Origin of the sequence: Oceanimonas doudoroffii (genome assembly GCF_002242685.1) — a bacterium.
GTDB lineage: Bacteria > Pseudomonadota > Gammaproteobacteria > Enterobacterales > Aeromonadaceae > Oceanimonas > Oceanimonas doudoroffii.
Genome location: NZ_NBIM01000001.1, coordinates 1,557,620 through 1,583,316 on the forward strand (window position 1 = coordinate 1,557,620; position 25,697 = coordinate 1,583,316).

At 59.6% G+C, this 25,697-nt stretch carries 27 protein-coding genes and 1 tRNA gene; 12 read left to right on the forward strand and 16 right to left on the reverse strand.

Annotation, left to right across the window (positions count from 1 at the left end; genetic code table 11):
• Positions 1-61: 61 nt before the first annotated feature.
• On the forward strand, positions 62-1,402 hold the full coding sequence (locus B6S08_RS07215; RefSeq protein ID WP_094200047.1) for an alanine/glycine:cation symporter family protein: 1,341 nt from the start codon (positions 62-64) through the stop codon (positions 1,400-1,402).
• Positions 1,403-1,536: 134 nt separating this feature from the next.
• Positions 1,537-2,889, forward strand: coding sequence for a D-serine ammonia-lyase (locus tag B6S08_RS07220; RefSeq protein ID WP_094200048.1), 1,353 nt, complete (start codon positions 1,537-1,539; stop codon positions 2,887-2,889).
• A 106-nt stretch (positions 2,890-2,995) separates the two neighbouring features.
• Here the strand turns inward: B6S08_RS07220 and B6S08_RS07225 are convergent, their stop codons facing one another.
• Positions 2,996-3,595, reverse strand: a complete 600-nt coding sequence (locus B6S08_RS07225; RefSeq protein ID WP_094200049.1) for a transglycosylase SLT domain-containing protein — start codon at positions 3,593-3,595, stop codon at positions 2,996-2,998.
• A 215-nt stretch (positions 3,596-3,810) separates the two neighbouring features.
• On the opposite strand from B6S08_RS07225, the gene B6S08_RS07230 reads away from it, so the two are divergent.
• Entirely contained in the window at positions 3,811-6,111 is a 2,301-nt protein-coding gene (locus tag B6S08_RS07230; RefSeq protein ID WP_206063569.1) for an arginine/lysine/ornithine decarboxylase, read from the forward strand.
• A gap of 89 nt (positions 6,112-6,200) precedes the next feature.
• Here B6S08_RS07230 and flgL read toward each other — a convergent pair whose 3' ends face one another.
• The 13 genes from flgL to B6S08_RS07295 all read right to left on the reverse strand — a co-directional run bounded on the left by flgL (position 6,201) and on the right by B6S08_RS07295 (position 18,651).
• A complete protein-coding gene (gene flgL / locus B6S08_RS07235) occupies positions 6,201-7,451 on the reverse strand; it encodes a flagellar hook-associated protein FlgL (RefSeq protein ID WP_094200051.1) in 1,251 nt (416 codons plus the stop codon).
• 9 nt (positions 7,452-7,460) lie between these two features.
• Positions 7,461-9,422: a flagellar hook-associated protein FlgK gene (gene flgK / locus B6S08_RS07240; RefSeq protein ID WP_245849825.1), complete on the reverse strand. Its 1,962-nt coding sequence runs from the start codon at positions 9,420-9,422 to the stop codon at positions 7,461-7,463.
• 9 nt (positions 9,423-9,431) lie between these two features.
• Positions 9,432-10,406 carry a flagellar assembly peptidoglycan hydrolase FlgJ gene (gene flgJ, locus B6S08_RS07245; RefSeq protein ID WP_094200053.1) on the reverse strand — a complete coding sequence of 325 codons (975 nt, stop codon included), beginning with the start codon at positions 10,404-10,406 and terminating at the stop codon, positions 9,432-9,434.
• A 31-nt stretch (positions 10,407-10,437) separates the two neighbouring features.
• The gene (locus B6S08_RS07250; protein ID WP_094200054.1) at positions 10,438-11,529 is read right to left on the reverse strand and encodes a flagellar basal body P-ring protein FlgI; all 1,092 of its coding nucleotides are present in this window, start codon (positions 11,527-11,529) and stop codon (positions 10,438-10,440) included.
• Positions 11,530-11,539: 10 nt separating this feature from the next.
• Complete coding sequence (gene flgH / locus B6S08_RS07255; RefSeq protein WP_094200055.1) at positions 11,540-12,214, reverse strand: flagellar basal body L-ring protein FlgH; 675 nt, start codon at positions 12,212-12,214, stop codon at positions 11,540-11,542.
• Positions 12,215-12,227: 13 nt separating this feature from the next.
• Entirely contained in the window at positions 12,228-13,016 is a 789-nt protein-coding gene (gene flgG / locus B6S08_RS07260) for a flagellar basal-body rod protein FlgG (RefSeq protein ID WP_094200056.1), read from the reverse strand.
• A gap of 11 nt (positions 13,017-13,027) precedes the next feature.
• Positions 13,028-13,774: a flagellar basal-body rod protein FlgF gene (flgF, locus tag B6S08_RS07265; RefSeq protein ID WP_094200057.1), complete on the reverse strand. Its 747-nt coding sequence runs from the start codon at positions 13,772-13,774 to the stop codon at positions 13,028-13,030.
• A 180-nt stretch (positions 13,775-13,954) separates the two neighbouring features.
• Positions 13,955-15,229: a flagellar hook protein FlgE gene (gene flgE / locus B6S08_RS07270; RefSeq protein WP_094200058.1), complete on the reverse strand. Its 1,275-nt coding sequence runs from the start codon at positions 15,227-15,229 to the stop codon at positions 13,955-13,957.
• Positions 15,230-15,238: 9 nt separating this feature from the next.
• Positions 15,239-15,937 (reverse strand): flagellar hook assembly protein FlgD, encoded by a 699-nt coding sequence (locus B6S08_RS07275; protein ID WP_094200059.1) that lies wholly within the window; start codon positions 15,935-15,937, stop codon positions 15,239-15,241.
• A 6-nt stretch (positions 15,938-15,943) separates the two neighbouring features.
• Positions 15,944-16,363, reverse strand: coding sequence for a flagellar basal body rod protein FlgC (flgC, locus tag B6S08_RS07280; RefSeq protein WP_094200060.1), 420 nt, complete (start codon positions 16,361-16,363; stop codon positions 15,944-15,946).
• Positions 16,360-16,761: a flagellar basal body rod protein FlgB gene (flgB, locus tag B6S08_RS07285; protein ID WP_094200061.1), complete on the reverse strand. Its 402-nt coding sequence runs from the start codon at positions 16,759-16,761 to the stop codon at positions 16,360-16,362. Before flgB ends, flgC begins: the two co-directional genes overlap by 4 nt.
• Before the next feature lie 133 nt (positions 16,762-16,894).
• Positions 16,895-17,716, reverse strand: a complete 822-nt coding sequence (locus tag B6S08_RS07290) for a CheR family methyltransferase (RefSeq protein WP_094200062.1) — start codon at positions 17,714-17,716, stop codon at positions 16,895-16,897.
• A gap of 20 nt (positions 17,717-17,736) precedes the next feature.
• On the reverse strand, positions 17,737-18,651 hold the full coding sequence (locus tag B6S08_RS07295; RefSeq protein WP_094200063.1) for a chemotaxis protein CheV: 915 nt from the start codon (positions 18,649-18,651) through the stop codon (positions 17,737-17,739).
• Between the two features lie 232 nt (positions 18,652-18,883).
• Here B6S08_RS07295 and flgA point away from each other — a divergent pair, with 232 nt between their 5' ends.
• The 3 genes from flgA to flgN are packed head-to-tail and all read left to right on the forward strand — an operon-like array spanning position 18,884 to position 20,291.
• A complete protein-coding gene (gene flgA, locus B6S08_RS07300; RefSeq protein ID WP_240919639.1) occupies positions 18,884-19,492 on the forward strand; it encodes a flagellar basal body P-ring formation chaperone FlgA in 609 nt (202 codons plus the stop codon).
• Positions 19,493-19,527: 35 nt separating this feature from the next.
• A complete protein-coding gene (gene flgM, locus B6S08_RS07305) occupies positions 19,528-19,878 on the forward strand; it encodes a flagellar biosynthesis anti-sigma factor FlgM (protein ID WP_245849826.1) in 351 nt (116 codons plus the stop codon).
• The gene (flgN, locus tag B6S08_RS07310) at positions 19,878-20,291 is read left to right on the forward strand and encodes a flagellar export chaperone FlgN (protein ID WP_094200066.1); all 414 of its coding nucleotides are present in this window, start codon (positions 19,878-19,880) and stop codon (positions 20,289-20,291) included. The genes flgM and flgN overlap by 1 nt, the downstream gene beginning before the upstream one ends.
• Before the next feature lie 104 nt (positions 20,292-20,395).
• Here the strand turns inward: flgN and B6S08_RS07315 are convergent, their stop codons facing one another.
• Both B6S08_RS07315 and B6S08_RS07320 read right to left on the reverse strand, forming a co-directional pair.
• Positions 20,396-20,797, reverse strand: coding sequence for an LPP20 family lipoprotein (locus B6S08_RS07315; protein WP_094200067.1), 402 nt, complete (start codon positions 20,795-20,797; stop codon positions 20,396-20,398).
• A complete protein-coding gene (locus B6S08_RS07320; protein WP_094200068.1) occupies positions 20,787-21,524 on the reverse strand; it encodes a FlgO family outer membrane protein in 738 nt (245 codons plus the stop codon). The genes B6S08_RS07315 and B6S08_RS07320 overlap by 11 nt, the downstream gene beginning before the upstream one ends.
• A gap of 165 nt (positions 21,525-21,689) precedes the next feature.
• Here B6S08_RS07320 and B6S08_RS07325 point away from each other — a divergent pair, with 165 nt between their 5' ends.
• From B6S08_RS07325 to smrA, 6 genes are all read left to right on the forward strand, one after another.
• The gene (locus tag B6S08_RS07325) at positions 21,690-22,826 is read left to right on the forward strand and encodes a flagellar assembly protein T N-terminal domain-containing protein (RefSeq protein WP_245849827.1); all 1,137 of its coding nucleotides are present in this window, start codon (positions 21,690-21,692) and stop codon (positions 22,824-22,826) included.
• Between the two features lie 76 nt (positions 22,827-22,902).
• Positions 22,903-22,977 (forward strand) — tRNA-Arg (locus B6S08_RS07330).
• Positions 22,978-23,040: 63 nt separating this feature from the next.
• Positions 23,041-23,871: an SDR family oxidoreductase gene (locus B6S08_RS07335; RefSeq protein WP_094200069.1), complete on the forward strand. Its 831-nt coding sequence runs from the start codon at positions 23,041-23,043 to the stop codon at positions 23,869-23,871.
• Positions 23,872-23,929: 58 nt separating this feature from the next.
• Positions 23,930-24,769: a TraB/GumN family protein gene (locus B6S08_RS07340; RefSeq protein ID WP_094200579.1), complete on the forward strand. Its 840-nt coding sequence runs from the start codon at positions 23,930-23,932 to the stop codon at positions 24,767-24,769.
• Positions 24,770-24,850: 81 nt separating this feature from the next.
• A complete protein-coding gene (locus B6S08_RS07345; RefSeq protein ID WP_094200070.1) occupies positions 24,851-25,000 on the forward strand; it encodes a DUF3149 domain-containing protein in 150 nt (49 codons plus the stop codon).
• A gap of 113 nt (positions 25,001-25,113) precedes the next feature.
• Positions 25,114-25,695, forward strand: a complete 582-nt coding sequence (smrA, locus tag B6S08_RS07350; protein WP_094200071.1) for a DNA endonuclease SmrA — start codon at positions 25,114-25,116, stop codon at positions 25,693-25,695.
• The last annotated feature ends 2 nt before the right edge of the window (positions 25,696-25,697 follow it).

Genomic DNA, 25,697 nt, shown 5'->3' on the forward strand with positions numbered 1-25,697 from the left:
GGTCTAGTCTCTTACTGAACGGCCCAATTTTGGCATTTTTCTTCCTCCAGGAGTGACACCGATGGAATGGCTCACCTCTTTGCTGACCTCTGTAAATAGCGTGGTATGGGGCGTCCCCATGCTGGTTGGTATTCTCGGCCTTGGCCTTTACCTGCAACTGGGCCTTGGCCTGATGCCCATTCGCAAGCTGGGCACCGGTTTTAAGCTGCTGTTCAGCAAGGCCGAGGCCGGTGCCGGCGAAATCTCTCCCTTCAACGCCCTGATGACGGCCCTGTCGGCCACCATTGGTACCGGTAATATCGCCGGTGTGGCCACCGCCATCTTCTTTGGCGGTCCCGGCGCCCTGTTCTGGATGTGGATGACCGCCCTGGTGGGTATGGCCACCAAATACGCCGAGGCGGTGTGCGCGGTGAAATACCGGGAAACCGACAAACTGGGCAACCATGTGGGTGGCCCCATGTATTACATTCGCAATGGCCTCGGTGCCAAATGGGCATGGCTGGGCGTGGCCTTTGCCATCTTCGGCGGCTTTGCCGGCTTTGGCATTGGCAATACCGTGCAGGCCAACTCGGTGGCCGACGCCCTGGATGCCTCCTTTGGCATATCCCACACCATGACCGGCATTGTGCTGATGGTGCTGGTGGGCCTGGTGCTGATCGGTGGTATTCGCTGGATTTCGGAAGTCGCGGGCAAACTGGTGCCGCTGATGACGGTATCCTACTTCGCCGCCGGTATCGTGGTGCTGGCAATGAACCTGGGTGAAATTCCCGCCGCCTTTGCCCTGATCATTGAGCATGCCTTTACCCCCATCGCCGCTCAGGGTGGCTTTGCCGGCGCCGCGGTATGGGCCGCCATTCGCTTTGGTGTGGCCCGGGGCGTATTTTCCAACGAAGCGGGCCTGGGCAGTGCGCCCATCGCTCACGCCGCCGCCAAAACCGACAACCCGGTACGTCAGGGCCTGATCGCCATGCTGGGTACCTTTATCGATACCATTATCGTGTGCTCGGTCACCGGCCTGGCCATTATCGTGACCGGCAGCTGGACCAGCGGTGAAGCCGGGGCGTCCCTCACCACCCTGGCCTTCTCCCTGGCCATTCCCGGCGGTGAATACATCGTCTCGGTAGCGCTGGCCATCTTCGCCTTCACCACCATTCTTGGCTGGAGCTTCTACGGCGAGAAATGTGTGCAGTTCCTGTTTGGCGTCAAGGCCATCGTGCCCTTCCGCATTGCCTGGGTGCTGGCCCTGCCCATTGGCGCCACTCAGTCGCTGGAATTTATCTGGTTGCTGGCCGACACCCTGAACGCCATGATGGCCATTCCCAACCTGATCGCCCTGGCGCTGCTGAGCCCGGTGGTGTTCCGCCTGACCAAAGAGTACTTTGCCCGGCAAAAAGCGGGCTGACCGAACCAAGAAGCGGCCTCAGGGCCGCCTCTTATCATTCAAGTTAATACTGACGATGAACTCACAAGCCGGACTGCAAGGGTCCGGCTTTGCTTGTTATACTGGCGCCAGCTTGTATTCAGGACACCCTTTCCATGCATTCACACCCTCATTATTCCCGGCAGGCTATCGACGAGCTCTGCCACCGTTATCCGCTGCTCAACCCGCTGATGGCGCTGACGCCGGTCACCTGGTTCAACCCCGAACGCCAGCCGCTGGAGCGGGCGTTAAAGGGCGTGGCGCTGACCGCCGACGATGTCGCCGACGCCGCCGCCCGGCTGGGCCGATTCGCCGCCTATTTTCGCACCGTGTTTGCCGACACTCGTGCGCTTAATGGCATTCTGGAATCCCCGGTGCAGGCTATTCCCGCCATGCAGCACGCCCTGGACCAGCAGCTGAACGGCTCTCTTGCCGGCACCCTGCTGTTGAAGCGGGACGACCTGCTACCGGTCTCCGGCTCCATCAAGGCCAGAGGCGGCATCTATGAGGTGCTGCACCATGCCGAGAAGCTGGCGCTCAAGGCCGGCCTGCTGCACCTGAATGACGATTACGCCCGGCTCGACAGCGACGAATTCCGCACATTTTTTGGCCGTTATTCCGTGGCCGTGGGATCCACCGGTAATCTGGGGCTGTCCATCGGCATCATCAGTGCCCAACTGGGTTTTCAGGTCAGTGTGCACATGTCGGCGGATGCGCGGGAATGGAAGAAGGCGCTGCTGCGCAGCCACGGCGTCAAGGTGGTGGAATATCAGAGCGATTACTCGGTGGCGGTGGCCGAAGGACGGGCCCAGGCACAGAGCGATCCCTACTGCCACTTTGTGGACGATGAAAACTCGGTGCAGCTGTTCCTGGGCTATGCCGTGGCCGGACTGCGGCTCAAAGCCCAACTGGAGCAGCAGGGCATTCGCGTAGACAAGGAGCACCCGCTGTTCGTTTACCTGCCGTGCGGCGTGGGCGGTGGCCCGGGGGGCGTGGCCTTTGGCCTGAAACTGGCCTTTGGCGATGCCGTGCACTGCGTGTTTGCCGAGCCCACTCATTCGCCCTGCATGCTGCTCGGGGTCTATACCGGCCTGCACGACGCCATTTCGGTACAGGATTTGGGTATCGACAACCTCACCGCCGCCGACGGGCTGGCGGTGGGCCGGCCATCCGGTTTTGTGGGCCGAGTGATGGCGCCGATGCTCGACGGCTTTTACACCCTGCCCGATGAACAAATGCTGAGCCTGCTCGGCCTGCTGGCCCGGCAGGAAAACATGTTTCTCGAGCCCTCGGCCCTGGCCGGCATGCCCGGTCCCTGGCGCGTGGAAAATGAGGATCAGGGTTACCGGGAGCGCATGGGGCTGACACCGGCACGGCTGGCCCGCGCCCATCACCTGGTGTGGGCCACCGGCGGCGGCATGGTGCCCGAAGACGAAATGGCCAAATACCTGAACACAAGCTGTAAGTAAAGTAGGTTGTGATGAGCGGAGCGAACCACAACGCGAAGCCGCCGGCGGATTGTTGGAATTCGCTGCGCTCATTCGCAACCTACACTCTGACAGCTCCCCAAAGGGGTCAGAACCAGCCGCTGTTCAGCTCATCCTTGCAGCCCCAGTATTGCTCGGCATAGCGTTTGGCTCGGCTTTCCACCTTGCGTGAAACACCCAGCAGCCAGCGCTTGCGCAGGTGGTTGCCACGGCGGTAGCCGGTCCAGCCTTCGTGATAATTCAAATACTGGCCGTAGGCATCCCACTTGGAGATGCCGTTCAAGCGACTGGTTTTGCTCATATACCAGCCCATAAAGTCCATGGCGTCGTCAAAATCGTCCCGGTCGGCCCAGCCGTTGCCGGTTTCCCGTCGATAATCGGCCCAGGTTTCGTCCTTGGCCTGGGCATAGCCATAGGCACTGGAAGCCCGGCCATAGGGAATAAACAAAAACCAGCGCATGGGTGGCCGGGCATCGTGACGAAAACTGCTTTCCTGAAACATCATCGCCATGGTCACGTGCGCCGGCGCGCCCCATTTTTGCCGTGTGTCTTCCGCCGCCTCGTGCCAGTCGGGATATTGCTCAAAGATGGCACAGAGATTGGTGGGGTTCTTTGGCGGCGCCGTGGCGCAACCAGTCACCAGTGCGGTTGCCAGGGCCAGGCCGGCGAGTCGAAAAAGTCCGGGCATGAAGGTGTCCTGTCTTAAGCCAGTCTCAAATAGTGCCTGCGATGCCGCTCCTTTTCCACACGAAAGGCGGTGGAGGTAAGACGTTAGACGCTGGAGGTAAAGCATTTGACGTCTCACCGCTCCTCGCCGGACGCCATCCAATATTATTTAATCACCCAAAATGCATAACTATCTTTTGTCAGCCTTTTGGTCAGGCAGTAGAATGCGGATCGGCTATGATTTTGGCACTCGCTCCAGGCAACAAGGGACCATTGATGCGCTTTTACTTTCCCATCGTTATCATCGACGAAGACTTTCGCTCCGAAAACACCAGCGGCTCCGGCATTCGCGAGCTGGCGTCGGCCATTGAAAAGGCCGGCATGGACGTGGTGGGTTACACCAGCTACGGTGACCTGACCTCATTCGCCCAGCAGCAGAGCCGGGCCGCCGGCTTTGTGCTGTCCATCGACGACGAAGAGCTGGCCGGCAGCCGGGAAGAAGCGCACTCGGTACTGGAGCAGCTGCGCGGGTTTGTGGAGCAAATTCGCCACCGCAACCCGGACATTCCCATTTACCTTTACGGTGAAACCCGCACCGCCCGTCATATTCCCAACGCCATTCTGCGGGAGCTACACGGCTTTATTCACATGCACGAAGACACGCCCGACTTCGTGGCCCGGCACATTATTCGCGAGGCTAAAAGCTACCTCGACTCCCTGGCACCGCCATTTTTCCGCGCCCTGACCCACTACGCCCAGGACGGCTCTTATTCCTGGCACTGCCCGGGGCACTCCGGTGGCGTGGCCTTTCTGAAATCGCCGGTGGGGCGCATGTTTCACCAGTTTTTCGGCGAAAACATGCTGCGCGCCGACGTGTGCAACTCGGTGGACGAGCTGGGTCAGCTGCTCGATCACACCGGCCCGGTGGCTGCCTCGGAGCGCAACGCCGCCCGTATTTTCAATGCCGATCACCTGTTTTTCGTGACCAATGGCACTTCCACCTCCAACAAAATCGTGTGGAACTCCACCGTGGCCCCCGGCGATATCGTGGTGGTGGATCGCAACTGCCACAAGTCGATTCTGCACGCCATCATGATGACCGGTGCCGTGCCGGTATTCCTGATGCCAACCCGCAACCACTACGGCATTATCGGCCCCATTCCCCGCAGCGAATTCGAGCCCGCGCGCATTCGCCAAAAGATGGAAGCCAACCCCTTCTGCCGGGAAATTCTGGCTAAAAATCCCGATACCAAACCCCGAGTGCTGACCATTACCCAGTCCACCTACGACGGCATTCTCTATAACGTGGAAGAGATCAAGGGCCTGCTCGACGGTGAGATTGAAACCCTGCATTTCGACGAAGCCTGGTTGCCCCACGCCGCCTTTCACGACTTTTACGGTGACTATCACGCCATTGGCGAAGGCCGGCCGCGCTGTGAAGACTCCATGGTGTTCGCCACCCAGTCCACCCACAAGCTGCTGGCGGGCCTGTCCCAGGCATCCCAAATCCTGATCCAGGACGGCGAAAAGACCCGGCTTGACCGCCATGTGTTCAACGAAGCCTACCTGATGCACACCTCCACCAGCCCGCAATACGCCATTATTGCGTCCTGCGACGTGGCGGCGGCCATGATGGAAGAGCCGGGCGGCACCGCCCTGGTGGAAGAGTCCCTGGCCGAAGCGCTGGAGTTTCGCCGGGCCATGCGCAAGGTGGACGACGAATACGGCATCGACTGGTGGTTCAAGGTATGGGGTCCGGACGATCTCACCGATCACGGCCTGGACGAGCGCGACGCCTGGATGCTGCGCTCGGAAGACGGCTGGCACGGCTTTGGCGACATTGAGCCCGGCTTTAACCTGCTCGACCCGATCAAGGCCACCATTCTCACCCCCGGTCTCAACATGAAGGGCCAGTTTGCCGAGTCCGGCATTCCGGCGGTGGTGGTGACCAAATACCTGGCCGAGCACGGCATCGTGATCGAGAAAACCGGGCTCTATTCCTTCTTTATCATGTTTACCATCGGCATCACCAAGGGCCGCTGGAACACCATGGTGACCGAACTGCAGCAGTTCAAGGACGATTACGACAACAACGTGCCGTTATGGAAGATTTTGCCGGAGTTTGTGCAGAGCCAGCCCAGCTACGAGCGAGTGGGGCTGCGGGATCTGTGCGAGCAAATTCATGCCGTGTACAAGGAAAACGACGTGGCCCGGCTGACCACGGAAATGTACCTGTCGGATCTGGTGCCGGCCATGAAGCCCGCCGACGCCTTTGCCAGAATGGCCCACAAGCAAATCGAGCGGGTCCCTCTCGACGAGCTGACCGGGCGCACCACGGCGGTGATGGTGGCCCCCTACCCGCCCGGCATTCCGCTGCTGATCCCGGGAGAGGTGTTTAACGACACCATCATCAGTTACCTGCGCTTTGCCCGCGAGTTCAACCAGCGCTTTCCTGGCTTTGAAACCTACATTCACGGCCTGGTGGCGGAAGAGCAGCAGGGCGAAACCCGCTACTTTGTGGATTGTGTGGCGGAATAAACATCGGGGCCGGCAAATGCCGGCCCCGTCTGTTTTCAGTACAACCTGGTGCCGGTACGCCGGCACGTAGTTATCACGTAGTTATATCGTTAAATGTAGTTAAACAGGCTCATGCTCTGCACCTTGCCGAACATGGTCTGAGTAGCCTGCAGCGCCACCATGGTCTGGCTGAACTCGCCGGTGGCCTTGGCGTAGTCAAGATCTTCCATGCCGCTGCGCAGCTTGTTCAGGGTCAGGCTCATGTCTTCGTGGGTGAGCTGCTGGTTTTCCAGCCGCTGCATGCGGTTGCCGGTATCGGCGCGTACGCGGGTAAAATGCCCGGCCATGGCGTCCAGTTCATCCAGCACTTCGATCATTTCACTCTGGCCAGAGGGGTTATGGCCATCGCTTTCCAGCCAGTCTTTGGCCCTTTTGAGCACATCAAACACATTGCGGCTATCCTGGCCGGTGCCGTCTTTGACGTCGGAAGAAAGGGTGACTTTATCGCCCACTTTGGCTTCACCCTTGATGGTGATGTCAACACCATCGACGGTGACCGTGTCACCCGGAACATAAGGCGTCGGATCTGCGGGCGGCGCCGGCACCACATTGCCACCTGCGTCTGTGATGGTAAAGGCCACGCCGTCGGGGCTGTTGGGATCGGTGACAAAGTCGATGGTATAGGGGTGCGCGTCGGTAAAGCTGCTTTTGTCATTGATATGGGCCCGTTCAACACGCAGGTTGTCTTCCCGCGACTGGCTGCCCAGTTCATAGCTAACGGTAAAATCACCCCGCGGATTAGGCACACCGCCAAACACCAGCTCGCCACTGTGGTTGATCCCCACCCTGACGTTGTCACCCACCATCATGTCTCGCTGACCGCCGTCACCACCATATACCACGGTACCGTCGGGCTGGCGGCTGAAGGGGGAATCATCGGTCTGAAACCCGCCGAAAATATACTGACCAAACTCATCCTGGGTGTTGGCCAGATCCAGCATTTCGTCGATGCGGCTTTGCAGCTCTTCCTTGTAGGCATTCCGTTCCTGCTGGGTCATGGCGGGATTGTTGGCCCCCAGCATGATTTCCTTTACCTGCTGGGTAATGGTTTCGGCGGAGCTTAACGCCCACTCTTCCCGACGCAGCCGGTTTTCCGCCAGGTTGATATTGTTCTGATACTGCTCGAGCTTGCGCAGCTCCTGCTTGTAGTTAAGGATGCCGTTGGCCGATACCGGATCGTCGCTGGCATGCTCCACCCGCTTTCCGGATGACATCTGCCCCAGTTGCTCATTGGCCTGGGAGGTGCGGGCGCTGATGTTGTTCAGGTTGCGCTGAATAAACTGAAAACTGGCAACACGCATTATGACTCCTTAGCGGATCTGCAACAGGGTATTCATGGTTTCACTGGCGGTGGACACCACCCGTGCCGCCGCCATATAGGACTGCTGAAAACGCAGCAGATTGGCAGCCTCTTCGTCCAGGTTAACGCCCGAGGTGGCCAGCATGCGATCATAGGATTGCTGGTAGGCCGCATCCGCCGCATCCGCCTTGACCCTTTGGTTTCGGGTCATGCTGCCAATGCCCACGGCCGTCTGATTCAGGCTGTCGGTGACGGTGGATTTACCATTGTTGAGCCACTTTTTGTTTTGCAGCTCGGCAAAGGCCAGGGCGTTTTCGTTGTTGCCCGAGCCACTGGCCTGACGAATTTCGAACTGATCATAAAGCTGAGCATCGCCGTTCATGCTTAGCTCGACATCGTTAAAGGCTATCTTGCCATCGGCATCAGGCACGCCGCTGAACAGGCTATTGCCGTTGCGATCGGTGACGTTATAGACAAAGCCTCCCGAACCATCATCTTCCACCTTGAGGTTAAGCGGGTAGTCGGCCTTGGCAATGGCGGTGGCCGGCGGAGTCGGTTCGGTCAGACTGACCGAAGGTTTGGCAGTGCCGGTATTATCACCATCGGGGCTGACCATCAGCGAGCCGGATGCGGCAATCTGATCCCCGGTTTTCAGGTTCAGGGTCAAATCAATGGCGCCTTGGCGAGTGGGCTGAACCAGCATTTCATCCCCGGTGTTGGGAGTGTCACTGAGGGTCAGGGTAAAGCCAAGGTTGGGCGGCGTAATGGTCATCTGGGTGCCGGGGCCGGTCACTACATCACCCGCAGCCACCGTTATTTCGGTTCCGCTGGCGACGTCGGTAAACAGAAAGTCGCCATTGGGCTGATATTTGAGGCTGTACTCACCGCCGGTCAGCTTGCCGGTATCGGTGATTTCCACCGCGCCCGACACACCGGGATTGTCCCCCACAAAGCGCTTGGCCATGGCGTCGGGATCGTTGATATCGTTAAACATGTTCTGGCCGGCATTGCCGTTCAGATCCACCCCCTGAGCCTGAATCTTGTTAAAGGCATCGGCAATGGCAATGGCGGTTTTACCCATGTCACTCAGGTTGGGACCCAGCACCTGATCGCGATAATGAAACAGGGCGCCCATTTCACCGCCCAGAGCCTGGCTGCCCCTGAGCCGGGTAGCCTGGCCATTGCTGTTGGGTGGAAGCAGGTAAAGCTCGGTCTGTTGCTGATCCGGCGAGCCCGGCCGCACCTCCAGTTGATAGGCCTGATTGCCCGATACCAGGGGCTCGCGTCCGCCCAGCATGACCGACACCATGCCGTTACTTTCCTTGAGGGTGGTGATATGTACCTGCTGGCCCAGCTCCTGAATCAGCCGGTCACGCTGATCCAGCAGGTCGTTGGGCGGCGCGTTCTGGCCGGCGTTCAATATCTGCTGGTTGAGATCGGCAATACCGGCGGTGAGCGAACTGATGTGTTCGGCCCGGGATTCAATGTCCCGGTTCTTGATCATGCGCTCCTGCTCCACCGAGCTGTAGAAGTCGTTGAAATGGTCGACGATATCCTGCGCATTGGCCAGCATCAGTTCCCGGTTGCCCAGGTTGCCCGGGTTATCGGCCACGGCGTTAATGGCACCGTAGAGATCATCCAGGCTGCTGGCCAGGCCGGCATTCACACTGGTCATGGTCTTGTCGAGGTAATCGAGGTGATTGTAAAGCGCCTCGGCACCGGCCTTTTCGGTGTTGTTGATCAGCACATCGCGAAAGGCGTATTCCTGATACATGCGGGTCACGTCATTAACCCGAGTGCCGGTGCCGTAAAAATTGCCACCTGAAAACATGTGCATGGTAGTGGCTTGCTCGGCCCGCTGACGACTGTAGCCTTCGGTGTTCACGTTGGCAATGTTGTGGCCGGTGGTGGCCAGCTGGGCCTGGGCCGCCAGCAGCCCGCTTACCCCGGTTTGATACATATCAACAGCCATGGTGTGTCCTTATGCTTGTGAAGCCAGCCGATCGACGGTGTCGAGCACCGCCGAGAGCTTGCTGGCATAATTCGGATCGGTAGCGTAACCCGCCTGCTGCAGGGCCTGAAAATACTGCCGGGGCGAGCCGGTTTGCTGCAGCGCCTGGCCATAGCGAGGATTGTCGTTCAGAAACCGGACATAGTCGTTAAAACTGTCGTCAAAGGACGCATAGGATCTGAACGGTGCCCTTACTTGCACGGCGATACCCTGTTCGTATTCCAGGGTATTGACCCAGGTTTTTTGCGCTTTCCAGCTGTTATCGGCCTTGATGCCAAAAAGATTATGGCTGGACTCACCATTTTTTTTACCGATGATTTTTTTGCCCCAGCCGGTCTCCAGGGCCGCCTGGGCCACCATGGCTTTTGGGTCCAGCCCCAGCCGTTCAGCCGCCGCGGTGGCCGCCGGCAGCAGCCGGCGTACAAAATCCTTCGGCGATTCAAACTTCTGACCCGCAGCCAGGGTCACGGCATGTTCGAGTGTGTTCTGCGCCGCCTTCAGGGGCGGTCTGACTGCATCAGCAGCCTCCCCGTCACTGCCGGCGTCGGGCGGACGTACCACCTTACCCTGAATGCGCCGCACATTCTCCAGGCTGAAATGGCGGACCTCGGTGGCGGCCTCGTCCTCCTGGCCACCCAGCTGGCGCACAATAAGATCCGCCAACCCCAGGCTGCCCTGGCGACTGAGTTCGCTGCTCATCTGCTGATCGTGCATGTCCTGGTAAAATTGGGTGTAGCGGCTGTTCATGGGGCTGTCGGCCTCAAACACTTGGTTGGCCTCACGCATCGACTTGAACAACTGCTGGGTGAACAGACTTTCAAACTGGCGCGCGGCTTCGTCCAGCGCCTTGCCCCTGTCCTGCTCAAAGCCCTGCTGCCGCAGCCTATCCAGGCCCTGAATGTCATTGGCCAGCAGGCTGTTCTGAACCGAGTCGAGATGTTTCATGCGCTGCCTCCGCTCACCCTGTTTAAAGGCGTTAAATAATCACCAGTTCGCCCTGAATCGCGCCCGCCTGGCGCAGAGCTTCCAGTATTGCCACCAGGTCACCCGGGGCCACGCCCACCTGATTCACCGCCCGCACCAGATCATCCAGGGTGGTGCCGGTATCGAGCTTGAACATGCGGCCGTCTTGCTGCTCCACATTGATGCCACTGTTGGGCACCACCACAGTATCGCCACCGGCCAGGGCATTGGGCTGAGACACCTGAGGGTTTTCGTTAATGGTGATAATGAGGCCGCCATGGGTAATGGCCGCCGGTTTAAGCTGAACCTGCTGGCCAATCACCACGGTTCCGGTGCGGGAGTTGACGATGATCTTCGCCGCTTCGTCGGCCACATCCACACTCAGGTTTTCCAGGGTTGACAAAAAACTGACGCGCTGGCCGGTGTCACGAGGGGCATACACGCTCACCGAGGTGGCATCCAGCGCCTGGGCGCTGGTGGGACCGACCAGATCATTGATCACCTCCGCCATGCGTTTGGCGGTGGTAAAGTCGGGCCTGTGCAGATTAAAAGTAATGGTATCGCCCCGGGCAAAGGAGCTGGGCACTTCCCGCTCTACCATGGCGCCCGCGGGAATGCGGCCCACGGTGGGCGTATTGATCATGATGGAAGAACCATCGGCGCCTTCCGCCCCCAAACCGCCAACCACCAGGCTGCCCTGGGCCAGGGCGTAGACCCGACCGTCCACCCCCTTCAGAAAGGTCTGCAACAGGGTGCCGCCACGCAGGCTCTTGGCCTCGCCAATGGCCGATACCGTCACGTCTATGGTCTGGCCCGGCTTGGAGAACGGCGGCAATTCGGCATGCACCGCCACCGGCGCCACGTCGTTCATCTTGGGCCGCAGGTTATCAGGCACGGTAATGCCGAAATTAGTCAGCATGGTGCGAAAGGTCTGCTGGGCAAAGGCGTTATTGCGCTCGCCGGTGCCGGGCAGGCCCACTACCAGGCCATAACCCACCAGCTGGTTGGCACGCACGCCCGCCACCGAGCTGATGTCCTTGATGCGGGCCGCCTGCGCCGGCAGCGCCAGCAGGCAAACAAGCAAAAGGCCACTGAATCGTTTCATGCCGTTTCTCCTAGAAAGGGAACCAGGGACTGTTAAAGAATTTGGCCAGCCAGCCGCGGGACTGGGTATTGGCAAAGTCACCGGTACCGCCATAGTAGATGCGGGCATTGGCCACCCGGGTGGACTCTACCCGGTTGTCAGCGCTGATGTCCTCGGGACGAATCATGCCGCTGATGCGCACATATTCCTCGCCGGTGTTCAGCATCAGCCACTTCTCCCCCTGCACCATGAGGTTGCCGTTGGGCAACACTCGCGCCACGCTCACCGTGATGCTGCCCTGCAGGCTGTTGCTCTGGTTGGTGTTCGCCTGGCCGTCAAACTCGTTATTGCTCGACATGCTGGCGGTCACCGGGTACCCCGCCACATTGATGGGCTGGCCTCCGATGTTGAGCGGATTGATATTGAGGCTGCCGTCCTTGGCCTGCTGGGTGGTCGCTCGTTTCTGGGCTTGGGTTGACTCGGCCAGCTCCACGGTAATGATGTCCCCTACTCGGTGAGCCTTGATGTCGGAATAGAGGCTGTTGGCATAGTTGTCCTGAAAAATGGCGCCATTGGGTTCGAGCTGCTCCTGCCCCGGCCCCGGCATCACGGGGGCATAGGCCGGATCGTCGGGCTTGGGGGTATAGGGCGTGGAGGTACAGGCCGCCAGCAGGGCGGCCGCGCTCAGGATCAGGACACATCTCATGGCCGGCCTCCGGTTACAGCTGCTGGTTGACGTAGGCCAGCATGTCGTCCACGGCGGAAATCACCTTGGAGTTCATTTCATAGACCCGCTGGGCCTGAATCAGGTTGACCAGCTCCTCGGTCACGTTGACGTTGGACGTTTCCAGCATGCCCTGCTTGAGGGTACCAAAGCCATCGGCGCCGGCAATGCCCTGCAACGGCGCACCGCTCGACTGGGTGGCCAGGAAGAGGTTTTCCCCCTTGGGCTGCAGGCCGGCGGGGTTGGCAAAGTCGGTCACGATGAGCTGGCCAATCACCTGGGAGTCGGCCTGACCGGCCAGCTGTACCGATACCTCGCCATTGGTGCCCACGCTGATGCTCTGGGCATTTTCCGGGATCTGCATTTCCGGCAATACCGGGTAGCCATTGCCGGGCGTCACGATAATGCCTTCTTCGTTGAGGGCAAACTGGCCGTTGCGGGTATAGCCGGTGGTACCATCGGGAAGCAGTACTTCAAAAAAGCCGCGGCCGTCGATCATCACATCCAGGGCGTTGTCTGTGGTCTGCACGCTCCCTTGAGTAAAGCTTTTCTGGGTGGCGACCACCTTGCTGCCGGCGCCTAGCATCAGCCCGGAAGGCAGGTTGCTGTCGGCGGTGGCCCGGCCACCGGGCTGGTGAATATTCTGATAGAGCAGGTCTTCAAAGATGGCCCGGCCCTTTTTAAACCCAACGGTGCTGGCGTTGGCCAGGTTGTTGGAGGTCACCGAAATATTGGTCTGCTGGGCGTCGAGCCCGGTCTTGCTAATCCACAATGCGGGGTTCATGTTGCTCTCCTTTAACCGATGCGCAGCAGCTGGGCATGGGCCTTGTCGTTTTCCTCGGCGTGACTCATCATTTTCAGCTGGGTCTCAAAGCGCCGTTGCAGATCGATAAGATGGGTCATTTCGGCGATGGGATTGACGTTACTGCCTTCCAGCGCACCGGCAATCAGCTGCACCTGGGCCGAGGCCGGCTCGGCTTCACCGTCCTTGCGGCGAAACAGGCCGTCATTGCCCTTTTCAATCTGGTCATGGTCCGGCAACACCGTCTTGATGCGCTGCAACTCGGCACCACCATCGGCAGGCTCACCTTCCAACCGTGCAAAGATGGTACCGTCCTTGTTAATCTCCATTTTCTCCAGCGGCAGCGGCAGCACGATGGGATTGCCGCCATCGTCCAGCACATTAAGGCCGGTACTGGTCTGCAGCAGGCCTTCCACCGACACCTGCAGGTTGCCGAAGCGGGTATAAGCCTCGGTTCCGTCCGCCGCTTCCACCGCCAGCCAGCCGTCACCGGCCACGGCCACGTCAAGTTCCCGTCCTGTGGTCTGAATGGGGCCGGCGGCAAAATTTTGCCCCGGCCGCTCGGTCATGGCAAACACCCGGCTGGGCAGGCCTTCACCAAAGGCCTGCATGGCTCGAGCCTGCTCCAGATCGGCACGAAAACCGGTGGTATTGGCGTTGGCCAGGTTATTGGCGCGCAGGGCCACGCTGTGCATGTTTTCCTTGGCGCCCGACATGGCGATATAAAGCAGATGATCCATTTCAGCTCCCGGATTGGCCGAGTGGGTAATGATGGAACTAATGCAAAATCAGTGCCAGTTGAAATCTTCGGCGTCTACCGCGGTAGCGAGCGATGGGTCATGGAATGAATGGACATCAATCAGGACAATATAAAAAACCCGGCACTTAAGCCGGGTTTTCCTTTCAGCAGCCGGTTTGTATTAACGGATTTGCAGTATGGTCTGCTGCAGGGTGCTGTTCACTTCCAGCGCCCGGGAGTTGGCCTGGAAGTTACGCTGGGCGGTGATGAGATCCACCAGCTCACTGGTCAGGTTGGTATTGGACTGTTCCAGTGCGGCCACGCTTACCTTGCCAAAAATACCGGTGTTGGGCTGGCCGCTGACCGCCTCGCCCGACAGCAGCGATTGCCGCCATTGAGTGTCGCCAATCTGGGTCAGGCCCTGCTCGTTGGGAAAACGGGCCATGGCCACTATGCCGAGGTTTTCGGTGCTGCCGTTGCTGTAGGTGGCCTGCACCAGGCCATCGGCTCCCACATCCACCTTGGTCAACCGGCCCACGGTATTGCCGTCCTGAGTGTTGGAAGTCACTTCAAAGGCACCGGCATTCATGCTGGCGTCGGTGATATTGATGGTGATTTGCTGAGTAGCATCAGAGCCGTTAGTAAAGCCCAGCTGATCGGTCTGAATTGAGGTCGCCGAAGCCGGCAGCAGGTTACCACTGGTATCAAACTCCAGCGTCATGCTGTTTGCCGGCACAGCACCATTGCTGGCGAGCGCATCATTGCCATCCACATAAACAAACATTTTCCACTCATTGGCCGGCGCCACCACGGTGTTGTCCTTAACGAAATACTGGGTCACCGTATGAGTATCACCCAGTGAGTCATAAACGGTCATGGAGGTGGATGAGGTATAGGTCGACGAATCGGTGGGGCTGAAGTTGGCCGGATCCAGCGCCGTCGCCTTGGCCGGCAGGTTAACACCGGTTCTGACCTCGGTGGTCGCCACCGGCTCGCCCGCCTTGTCGGGTATACGCAGGGGCTGGGTAGTGTTCAGGCCCAGTCCCGCCGGGGTGCCGTCCTGGTTGGCCTGATAGGTCTGCAGGTAATGTCCCTGAGAGTTGACTACATAGCCCTCGTCATTCAGGCGAAAGGCACCGGCGCGGGTAAAAGTGCGATCCAGCGAGCCCACTTCGTCGGACATCACGAAAAAGCCGCTGCCATTGATGGCCATGTCCAGGGAGTTATTGGTGAACTGCAATGCGCCCTGATGGAACTGCTGGGCCACGGCGGCGGTCTGCACACCACTGCCCGACTGGGTTTTGGCGTTGGCGAAAATGGAGTTGGCGTAGACATCGGCAAACTCGGCTCGGGACTCCTTGAAACCGATGGTGTTGACGTTGGCGATGTTGTTGGCGGTTACGTCCAGATCTTTCTGGGCCGCATTCACGCCGCTGAGAGCAATATTAAAAGACATAAGTTCTCCTTACGCCGCCTTGCGGCTGGCTATTTCCAGAATTTGATTGAGCGGCAGGCCGCCCAGCCCCGCCAGATTGACCAGGGTCGGGCTGTCGGCACTCCCAAGAGTGACACTGTCGACCCGGGCAAATGCCAGGGCGCTCAGCTCTTCCCGCTGGTTGTCGACCAAGCCACTGACCTTGATGTTGTACTTGCCGGTGGGCGCCGGCTCCCCCGCCTCGTTTAATCCGTCCCAGGTGAAATTGACATTACCGCGCTGCTTGCCGTCCAGGGGAATGGTACGCACCAGCTCGCCCTTTTCGTTTTCGATACGAATCAGCACATTGGTGGCGCCTTCACCGGCCACTACCACGCCATCCACCGGCTCGCTGTTGTCCCAGTAGGCCATGGCGCTTGGCACCAGTACCTTCTGCCCCACCAGGCTGGACGCCTGCAGCGCCTGACTGGAGGTCATCACCTCACTCAGCCCCGACAGCTGTTGGGTCATGTTGTTGATGCCGTCGGCGGTAGAAAAGGAGGTCATCTGGGCAATCATCTGGGAGTTGTCCGCAGGCTTGAACGGATCCTGATAGGCGAGCTGTTGAGTGAGCAGGGCAAAAAAGTCTTCCTGCTCCAGCTTGGCCCGGCTGTTGTCGGCAGCCTTTTCCGCCGGACTTTGCTCCCCCGGCCACTTCAGGCCGTTGAGGTAATCGTTATTGACCTGCATGCGTTATCACCCCTTGCCCAACCGCAGGGTCTGCTGCAGCATTTGTTTGGCGGCGTCGGCTACCTGCACATTAGTCTGATAATTGCGCGAGGCACTCAGCATGTCGGTCATCTCTTCCACCACATTGACGTTGGGCTTGTAGATAAAGCCCTCGGCGTCGGCCAGGGGGTGATCCGGACTGAATTCCTTTTGCAGCGGCTTGTCGGTTTCCACAATGCCCATAACTTTGACACCGACGCTTTCCTGACGATCCGACAGCGCCCGGTCAAGGTCGGCGGCAAACACCGGCTTGCGGGCCCGGTAGGTCTCGTTAATGCTGGAACTGACACTGTCGGCATTGGCCAAATTACTGGCGGTGGTATTGAGACGAACCGACTGGGCACTCATGGCGCTGCCGGAAATATCAAATACTTTAAAAAGGCTCATATCGAGTCTCCTTTAATCGCTTTCATCAGGCCGGAGATCTTGCTGTTGAGAAACTCCAGCGAGGCCTGGTACTGCAAGGCGTTTTCCATGTAGCTGGTACGTTCGGTCTGCACGTCGACGGTGTTACCATCCCCGGTATCGGGCTGGGTGGGCACTCGATACTGCACCGTGCCGGGTGGCGCCAGCTCAACGGCAAAGTGCCGGCCGTTGGTGCGACTGAGGGAAAAGTTCTGCTGCCCCTGGGCCTGGCTGAGCGCAGCCTGAAAGTCCATGTCTTTTGCCTTGTAGCCCGGCGTGTCGGCATTGGCCAGGTTACCGGCCAGCAACTCGGCGCGCTCCGAGCGCGTCACCAGTGCATGCTGATGAATGCCGAAAGCCTTGTCGAAAGATATCGTCACCGCCACCTCCTGCTGTCATCGTGACCCGGTCAGCGCAACCCGGCTAATGGGTCATAACAAAGCAAAAGGTGTGCCAGTTTAATAAGGAAAAGTGCGAAAAGAGGCCGGAGCGGCGAGCCCGGCCCAAATGCGGTTATTTAAGCCGGTAAATAATACCCGGACTACAGCGAATCATCTCAAACCGGTCAGACAGGCCAGTGAGCGATTCGGACGCCCCGAGGAGCAGATAGCCCCCGGGGTTGAGGGCGCCGGCAAACTGGTTAAGGATTTTTGATTTGTTCTCGGGAGAGAAATAAATCAGTACGTTACGGCAGAAAATCACATCGAACTTGCCCAGGGATGCATAACTGTCGAGCAGGTTGTAAGGGCGAAAGCTGACCATGTTTCTGACGCTGCCCTGCAATTGCATACGGCCGTCACTCTGGGGCGTAAAAAAACGCGTGCGCCGCTCCGGCGATAGTCCCCGGGCCAGCGACAAGCTGTCGTAAATGCCGGTTTTGCATTGCTCGAGCATGGTAGCGGAAATGTCGGTGGCAAGAATTTGCAGCCCCGGCAAGGAGCCCGGCCGCCGGGCCGCATATTCCAGTGCGGTCATGGCAATGGAGTAAGGCTCCTGGCCCGAGGAGCAGGCCGCCGACCAGATCCGCAGCGACTTGCCGGGCTTGGCCAGCTCTGGAAACAGCCGCTCGCCAAGCTGTACAAAGGGGTAGGTATCACGAAACCACAGGGTTTCATTGGTGGTCATGGCATCGATGACCGCGGTCTTCAACTCCCGCTCCCGGGGCTGCATGGCCCGTTCCAATAGAAACCCCATGCTTTCCATGCCAAAACGGGTCAGCAGCGGAGACAGCCGGCTCTTGACCAGATACTGCTTGCTGCTGCCCAGCACAATGCCGGTATGGGACTCAAGAAAGCGGCAAAAGGCCGAATATTGCTCATCGGTGAAATTTTTCATCCGTGGATTTTACACCTTGTTCAGAGCGCGTTGTTAACGGCCGTTGCCAGCTCGTCGGGATGGAACTTGGCGATGAAGTCGCTGGCGCCGACCTTTTCGACCAGGGCCTTGTTGAACACGCCGCTTAGCGACGTGTGCAGGATCACGTGCAGATCTTTGAGTGCCGGGTGGTTGCGAATTTCGGCGGTCAGAGTGTAACCGTCCATTTCCGGCATTTCCACATCGGAGATCACCAGCGACAGCTGCTCATGAATGGACCCCTGGGCCGCCATTTCCTGCAGCTTGTTCAGGGCCTGACGTCCGTTTTCGGTGACGATGCACTCCAGCCCCAGGGCTTCCAGGGCTTTTTGCACCTGGCGCCGGGCCACCGAAGAGTCATCGGCAATCAGCACCGGCCGATGCCGGCTGACCTTTTGATGGGACACCTGCTCCACGATGGAAGCGTTGACCTGGGTGCTGGCCGGAGAGATCTCGTCCAGGATTTTTTCCACGTCGAGAATTTCCACCAGCTCGCCGTCAATTTCGGTCACCGCCGTCATGTAATTGAATCGCCCAGCGCCCTTGGGAGGGGGCAATATGGACTCCCAGTTGACGTTGATAATGCGCTCGACCGAGTTGACCAGAAAGCCCTGCACTGAACGGTTATATTCGGAGATAATCACGAAAGAGTGCTCGGTCTGCTCGATAGGACGGCCGCCGGTAGCCTTGCTCAGATCGATGATGGAGATGGTCTGGCCGCGAATATTGGCCACACCCCGAATCATGGGATGGCGTTGTGGCAGGTTGCTCAGCCTGGGACACTGCAGTACTTCCTTGACCTTGAAGACGTTGATGCCAAATCTTTGACGACCGTTGAGCCTGAACAGCAACAATTCCAGCCGGTTCTGACCCACCAGTTGCGTTCTTTGGTTTACCGAGTCAAGTATTCCCGCCATTCCCCTGCCTCCAGATTATTTTTATGGCATGAATTATGCAGAACTAACCTGCAATCAATAAGCTTAACACCGGCACCCGGCAAGCGCTATGCCAGTATTAATCGGCGAAGAGGGTAAGATGCTTAAGGTTTTTTTTTCACAGCGGCGGTACGCATGTTCCATCGGACTCTGGCTAACCCTGTCATGCGGGATGTTTTCCGGCAGTGCCGATGCTCAAAGCAACGTACACGACATGGCCCGTCAATATGCCGAAGACTATGTACGTGACTTCGTGGTGGCCGGACCCCATGACAGGGTGGAAGTCGAAGCTGCCGGCATCGATACTCGGCTGCAGCTGACCGAATGCCCGGGCATGCTGACCGCCGACATTCGCGGCAGCGGCGAAGTCAGGCGCAATACCCACGTCTACCTGCAGTGCCATGAGCAACCGGGCTGGAGCCTGTTTGTACCGGTGCGGGTACGCATTCTCAAACCGGTGGTCACCGCCGCCGACCCTATCGCCCGCAATACCCTGCTGCAACCCGAACAACTGCAACTGAGCTACCAGGATGAAGTGCTGCTCAGGGGGGATGTCTTTGACGACATACAGGCGCTGATTGGCACCCGCAGCAAACGGGATCTGCGCCCCGGACGGCCCATTCTCGCCAGCCAGCTGTGCGTAGTGTGCAAGGGCGACCGGGTAACCATAGTGGCCCAAAGCGGCGGGCTGTCGATTCGCACCGACGGCACCGCCGAGGAGGACGGCACCTTTAACGAGCGAATTCGCATTCGCAACACCCGTTCCGGTCGGGAAATTCAGGCCCGCATCAGTGAAGCCGGGGTAGTGACGGTCGGACTGTAAATTCTGCTAAAGTTGGCCAAAGGGCGGCCGATAACATGGCTGACAGCAGCTTATCAGGATTGAATATTATGGCCATCGACAAACTTCCCCCCGGATATCGCCCCGGACCTTCAGTTGGCAACAACCCCTATGCGGCCAAGAACGATACGGTCCAGGCCGACAACCGTCCCCAGGCCGTTCCGGGCCGGGACGAAGTTACCCTGACGCCGGAAGCCAAACAGCTCAGCCGCATGCAACAAAGCCTGGCGGCCTCTGACGGCACCGACAACAGCGCCCGACTCGAAGCGCTGAAAAAAGCGATCAATGAAGGCAGTTACCAGGTCGACGCCGAGCGCCTGGCCGGTAACATCATCAATCTCGAACAAGACATAGAGTCACTGTATTAATGAGTCTTGATACGCTGCTGCAACAACAACAGGCACAGCTTGAACGCCTGCTCGATATCACCGAGCAGGAGCTTGCGCTGATCGTTCAGCGCAAGGCGCTGGAGCTCCCCCCCCTGACCGAGCAAAAGCAACAGCTGCTGCTCGACATTCAGTCTACCGACGCCAGCCTGTGCGCTCACCCGGACGTAAGCGAGCTCACCACTACCCATCAGCCTCAGGTCGATGCCCTGCGCACCCTTATGGCCCGTTGCCGGGAGCGTAACCAGGTGGCGGAGCAGGTGTTGGAGCAATCCCTCGCCGGCACCCGCCAGCTGGCCAACATTCTGAGCCGGCTGCACGAACGCCAGAGCATGACCTACGATCAGAAAGGCCACACCAAGGGCATTAACAAGGGCACCGGCTTCAAGGTGTAATGGTCAGGCCGACCGTTGCCTATATGCCGATCACGGGTCACTCCTTCCCCTCGCGATACGCAACAACGCCGGGGCTGTCTGCCGTCCGGCAAACCGATGAGATGTTACTGTCCGTCCCGCCGCAGTTTTCGATAAAGCGCCAGATCCAGCTCCAGCTCGGTGACGTACATGTCACCGTCGGGGTAGCTGTTCACTACCCGTGCGCCCCGCACCACCCCCCGGCTGGCGCTGTTGACGGTGCCATCCTGCAATATGTGGCTGTCGAGCTGGCTGGAGCTTGAAATCATGACACCGCCCAGTTGCTCACTCAGCTCCCGGTAAGCGTCCATGCGCGAGGCGCGCATGGCGTGCAGCAGCTTCTGCTGGTAATCGGCGGGACGTTGCAAACTGATGGGCGCATACCCCACCGCATAGAGATGGTTTCGAGCGGGAGCGTCCGCCGAGCCCTGGCCGGCACAACCGGTCAGCCACAGTGATGCCAGCAGGGCAAGCAGCTTATTTCTCATAACGCTTCCTTATGTAATCGGGAATCACCGGCTGCGGACCACGGGTATCCAGCATGGCCGCCACCAGGTAGTCGGGAATAAACTGCTGGGCACTGGCCACCAGGCCGTGATCCGCCATGGAAATCAAGCGGGCATTGACCAGCCGTCCACCCTGGGTTTCGCTGATGGTGCCGTGCAGCAGATACTGGGCATTGATGCGCCCGCTCAGCTGGCGGTGATCCCGGCTGGTGCTCACGTCCCCTTCGGGGGTAATGCGAATAAAGGGCAGCGCCTTGAAGTCCATGACCTTGAGGCCGTACTGATTCAGCTGAAACATCATGGTTTCCGACAGCAGGCGGCCGAACTCGTCCTGGCTGGTGTAGTCTTCCTGACTGACAAAGCCACTGACGGCAATGCCGGCCTGCCGGTTCATATGATGCGCCGACGACACCAGCCGGTAGGCCAGGGCCGACATGTGCTGTTGCAGCTGAGTCTGACCGCCCACCAGCGACGGTCCCGCCTCGGGCAGATAGGCGCTGCGGGTGCCGGCGCTCATGCGCATGGGCACGCCATCCTGGCTGTGACGGGGAGAACGGACGGGGGCCGGCGGTTCGCCCAGCGGCTGATGACTGACATAATGAGCCGCGTGATCGTGGGGAAGATAATGGTTCTGGCCGTCGAACCGAGGGCTTCCGGCACAGGCGGACAGCCCCAGGGCGGCGGCCAGAACAATAAGGGCTCTTGTCATCAACAGACTCCCGAACAAAAACAGAATGATTATCCTATCGGCCGCCGGCGCACCAACTTTACTCTTTCGCGCCGACGATATGCCGGTACCCGGCAAGAATTTTGCATAATTCCTGCCATCTTTGCACCGAAGCCATTCGGCTCATCATGTTACAGGAAGAACGCCGTGCCGATAAAATCCCTCGCTTCACTGCTATTGCTATTTCCACTACTCGTTCGGGCCGACTGGTACCAGGCCGAAGGCTCGGCACCGCTCAGCCTGGGCGTCGATACCGCCCGCCAGCAGGCCCTGGAGCAAGCCCTGAGCGACGCCCTGCTGCAATCGGGGGCGTCCCTGAGCACGGTACAGTCGGCCACCAACGGTGCTTTTACCGGTCAGCAACTGGACATTTCCGCCCAGGGCGAACTGATGGATTACGTGATCCTCGACGAGCAGCGCCGTCAGGGCCGGCTGTGGCTGACGGTACGCGCCGACATCTGGCCCGGCGAACGCCGCCAGCAGGCGCAGTGCGCCAGCCGCTACCGTCCGGGCATGAGCATTACTCCCCTTACCCTGCTGCGGCCGGAGCAGGCCAGCACCGGCCAAATCTATGAATTGGGTGCGGCCGTTGCCGAACGGCTGGCGGCCAGGTTGTCGCCAAACGTCAATATTACGTCAACCCCGGCGCAAGGGCTGAGCACCGACACCGCCCTGCCCCGCAATGCCGGCCTGCGCCAGGGCGGCGATGTGCTGGCCAGCCGGCAGCAGGCCCGGCTGCTGCTCAGTGGCGTCATTGAAGATATCGGCATAGAAGACGGCCACTGGACCAAATGGACCTTTTCCGACATTCCCCGGGACTTCCGCCTGCGCGTCACCCTGGAGGATGCCCTCACCGGCGATACCCTGTTGCAGCGCCAGTATCAGACCCGCTCCAGTTGGGACTATGGCAAGCACGACAAGGTCAATGTACATGAACAGGTTTTTTGGAATTCGGGCTACGGCCAGGCGGTGACGCAGTTGCTGGACACCATTGGCCGGGATCTGACCCAGGCCCAGGCCTGCCTCAAGGCGGTGGGCAACATAGTGCAGCAGTCGGAGGAAGGCGTATTGATGGATCTGGGCCGACGGGAAGGCATTCAGGTGGGCGATCGCTTCACCCTCAGCCACCGCCGCCAGCTAACGCCCGGCTATTACGGCGAAACCCACTCCCAGGCCACCTTTGTGGTACAGCAAAGCCACGGCGACTACAGCCTGCTGAAGCCGGCCAATGCCGAAGCCGGCCGCACTCAGGTTGCTCCCGGCGACCGGCTGATACAGCTGTAAAAGCGGCTACTTAATCGGCAAACGCACGTACCGGCGTTGCGCCCACGGGGGAAATTTGCAATATTGTGCCGGCCCTGTCCCCGTAGTTTAATGGATAAAACAAGCCCCTCCTAAGGGTTAGATGCAGGTTCGATTCCTGCCGGGGACGCCATCACTTCGATGTGTTCACCCCTTTTCTGCTACATTGGCTACTCCTTTATCACGGGAGCCATACATGTCCAGATCCGTTCTTATCACCGGTTGTTCTTCCGGCATTGGCCAGTGCGCCGCCCACTACCTGCAGCAGCAGGGATTTCATGTTATCGCCTCGGCACGCCATGAACAGGACGTGGCACAATTGAAACAGGATGGCCTGCCAGCGGTGCGGCTGGACCTGACCGATGACGCCAGCATCGAACGGGGCCTTGAACAAGCCCTGGCACTGACCGACGGCGAACTTTACGGCCTGTTCAATAACGGTGCCTACGGCCAGCCCGGCGCCCTGGAAGACCTGCCTACCGCCGCACTGCGCGAGCAGTTCAATACCAACCTGTTTGGCACCCACCACCTGACCCGGCTGGTGCTGCCCTTGATGCTCAACGCCGGTGAAGGCCGCATTATTCAGAACAGTTCGGTGCTGGGGCTGGTGGCCATGCAATATCGCGGCGCCTACAACGCCACCAAGTTTGCCCTGGAAGGCTATACCGACACCCTGCGCCTGGAGCTGGCGGGCACCGGGGTACATGTCAGCCTGCTGGAGCCCGGTCCCATCGAAACCCGTTTTCGTGCCAACGCCAAAACCGCCTTTTTGCGACATATCGACATGGCCCACAGCCGCCATCGCCAAGGCTATGAACAAACCCTGGCCCGCTTGGAAAAACCCGGCCCAAGCTCACGCTACAGCCTGGGGCCGGAAGCCTGCCTGCCGCCGTTGTTGCACGCCCTGACCAGCGCCAACCCGAACATTCGCTATCCGGTCACCCGCCCCACCAAAATGCTGGGCTGGCTGCGCCGGTTGCTGAGCGACCGCGCCCTGGATCGCATGATGCTGAAGGCGGGTGGCTGATGCCAGGCCTCGCGCCAAGCCCCATACTCACATCGGCACAAACCTGAGCGAGGGCATCATGAAATTCTTTATACCGCTGCTGCTATGGCTGTGGTGCGGCCAGCTCCTTGCCGCCCCCGCCCTGTGGCAGGCCACTCGGGGGGAGCAGCAGCTCTGGTTGTTTGGCTCGATACACATTGCCGATGAACGCCTCGCCACCTTGCCACCGTCACTGCTGCAAGCCCTTGAAGATAGCGAGCTGTTACTGTTGGAGGTGGATCCGCTCAAGGTCGACACCGCAGATATTGCCTACCTGCTGCAACCCGGCAGCGACTGGCCGGCCCGGCTGGGGCAGGACCTGACAAGCCGTCTGGAACAGGCCGTAACCCAACATGGCCAGCCGCATCTGCGCCGGCTACCTCCCTGGTTTGCGGCGCTGCAACTGAGTCAGTTGCGGGCCGCCGAACTCGGCTTTCACAGTCGTCAGGGGGTCGATATGCGGCTGCGACTACGGGCCCGCCAGCAGGGCCTGCCGGTGGCCGGGCTGGAGTCGCCGGCGTTGGCGATGGGCCTGTTGGCGTCACTGCAGGAGCGAGGCCTTGAGCAGGACTTTGTTGCACACAGCCTGAACGAGCTGGAACAGATGCAAGGCCACCTCGACCGGCTGCTGAAAACCTGGCTGAGCGGCGACGAACAGGCCCTGCTGGCCTTGCTGCAGGAACAACAAAGCCCGGCGTTAACCGCCTTTATCGAAGACGAACTGCTGATCCGGCGCAATCACTTGTGGCTGGAGCGCCTGGAGCAACTGGCGCCATCACGGGCGCTGATGGTGGTGGGTGCCCTGCATCTTTATGGTGAGCGAGGTCTCATTTCAATGCTTCGCCAGGCCGGCTATACCCTGACCAGGGTCGAGGAGTAACCACTTTATTGATCAGGATCAGCATGCCCGCATGAGGTCTCGCTAGGATGCACACAAAGGCAACGCGAAAGGAGACACTCCATGGCATTCTGGCTCGATTTAATGTTTGGCAGCGATGTGGGCTTGATGTCCATGATCGTCGTTATCGCCACCGCCCTGCTGATCAGCTTTTACGCCGGCTACTTCATTTACAAGGTGATGAAGTCCGATCCCGACCAGGCCGGCCGCTAAAAAGGCGTTAACCAACGACGGAGCCCAACCTCCTCCTCCCCCGGGCTCCGTCGTTCCCCCTTTCAATTCATTGGCTTATACTGCGGCTAATCCCGAATCAAAGGAGCCGTGCCATGAGCCATTCCGACTGGTCGTCCTTTCTGGGTGAGCTGGACGGGCTTACCCCCATCAAGCAGGACACCCTGCCCGCCGGTCACCGCAACGGGCGGGACTCTGCCAGCCTGGCCGAGCGTCGCCGGGCCGTCGAAACCGAAGCCGAGGCGGCCGAAGCCGGTCTTTCCCTCGACCAGGTGGTACTGCTGCGCCCCGATGACATCGTCAGCTACAAGAAGCCCGGCGTACAGGACGGTGTATTCAAAAAGCTGCGCCTGGGCAAATACCCCTGTGAAGCCCGGCTTGATCTGCATCATCACAGCGTGGAGCGGGCCCGGGATGCCCTGCTGAACTTTATTCAGGGCTGCCTGCGCCGGGACATTCGCGCCGTGCAGGTGGTGCATGGCAAGGGCGAACGCAGCCAGCCGCCGGCCCTGCTCAAGAGCTATGTGTCCGGCTGGCTGCCGCAACTGCCGGAAGTGCTGGCCTGCCACAGTGCCCAGCGCCAGCACGGCGGCAGTGGCTGCCTTTATGTGCTGCTGCGCAAGGGCGAGCAGGCCAAACAACATACCCGCGAGCGGCTGCAAAGCCGTCAGGGCTGATC

Coding starts and splice junctions, on each gene's coding strand:
- flgL (WP_094200051.1), bottom strand. CDS start 7,451: ATGCGTGTTGCCAGTTTTCAGTTTATTCAGCGCAACCTGAACAACATC.
- flgF (WP_094200057.1), bottom strand. CDS start 13,774: ATGGATCATCTGCTTTATATCGCCATGTCGGGCGCCAAGGAAAACATG.
- flgE (WP_094200058.1), bottom strand. CDS start 15,229: ATGTCTTTTAATATTGCTCTCAGCGGCGTGAATGCGGCCCAGAAAGAT.
- B6S08_RS07345 (WP_094200070.1), top strand. CDS start 24,851: ATGGCATTCTGGCTCGATTTAATGTTTGGCAGCGATGTGGGCTTGATG.
- B6S08_RS07225 (WP_094200049.1), bottom strand. CDS start 3,595: ATGCCCGGACTTTTTCGACTCGCCGGCCTGGCCCTGGCAACCGCACTG.
- smrA (WP_094200071.1), top strand. CDS start 25,114: ATGAGCCATTCCGACTGGTCGTCCTTTCTGGGTGAGCTGGACGGGCTT.
- flgM (WP_245849826.1), top strand. CDS start 19,528: ATGGCTGACAGCAGCTTATCAGGATTGAATATTATGGCCATCGACAAA.
- B6S08_RS07275 (WP_094200059.1), bottom strand. CDS start 15,937: ATGCAGGTCAATAACGATTACCTCAACGGCCTGAAGTGGCCGGGGGAG.
- B6S08_RS07315 (WP_094200067.1), bottom strand. CDS start 20,797: ATGAGAAATAAGCTGCTTGCCCTGCTGGCATCACTGTGGCTGACCGGT.
- B6S08_RS07320 (WP_094200068.1), bottom strand. CDS start 21,524: ATGACAAGAGCCCTTATTGTTCTGGCCGCCGCCCTGGGGCTGTCCGCC.
- flgG (WP_094200056.1), bottom strand. CDS start 13,016: ATGAACCCCGCATTGTGGATTAGCAAGACCGGGCTCGACGCCCAGCAG.
- B6S08_RS07290 (WP_094200062.1), bottom strand. CDS start 17,716: ATGAAAAATTTCACCGATGAGCAATATTCGGCCTTTTGCCGCTTTCTT.
- flgH (WP_094200055.1), bottom strand. CDS start 12,214: ATGAGATGTGTCCTGATCCTGAGCGCGGCCGCCCTGCTGGCGGCCTGT.
- B6S08_RS07250 (WP_094200054.1), bottom strand. CDS start 11,529: ATGAAACGATTCAGTGGCCTTTTGCTTGTTTGCCTGCTGGCGCTGCCG.
- flgJ (WP_094200053.1), bottom strand. CDS start 10,406: ATGAAACATCTCGACTCGGTTCAGAACAGCCTGCTGGCCAATGACATT.
- flgN (WP_094200066.1), top strand. CDS start 19,878: ATGAGTCTTGATACGCTGCTGCAACAACAACAGGCACAGCTTGAACGC.
- flgK (WP_245849825.1), bottom strand. CDS start 9,422: ATGGCTGTTGATATGTATCAAACCGGGGTAAGCGGGCTGCTGGCGGCC.
- B6S08_RS07215 (WP_094200047.1), top strand. CDS start 62: ATGGAATGGCTCACCTCTTTGCTGACCTCTGTAAATAGCGTGGTATGG.
- B6S08_RS07335 (WP_094200069.1), top strand. CDS start 23,041: ATGTCCAGATCCGTTCTTATCACCGGTTGTTCTTCCGGCATTGGCCAG.
- flgA (WP_240919639.1), top strand. CDS start 18,884: ATGGCCCGTCAATATGCCGAAGACTATGTACGTGACTTCGTGGTGGCC.
- B6S08_RS07220 (WP_094200048.1), top strand. CDS start 1,537: ATGCATTCACACCCTCATTATTCCCGGCAGGCTATCGACGAGCTCTGC.
- B6S08_RS07295 (WP_094200063.1), bottom strand. CDS start 18,651: ATGGCGGGAATACTTGACTCGGTAAACCAAAGAACGCAACTGGTGGGT.
- B6S08_RS07340 (WP_094200579.1), top strand. CDS start 23,930: ATGAAATTCTTTATACCGCTGCTGCTATGGCTGTGGTGCGGCCAGCTC.
- B6S08_RS07230 (WP_206063569.1), top strand. CDS start 3,811: ATGATTTTGGCACTCGCTCCAGGCAACAAGGGACCATTGATGCGCTTT.
- flgC (WP_094200060.1), bottom strand. CDS start 16,363: ATGAGCCTTTTTAAAGTATTTGATATTTCCGGCAGCGCCATGAGTGCC.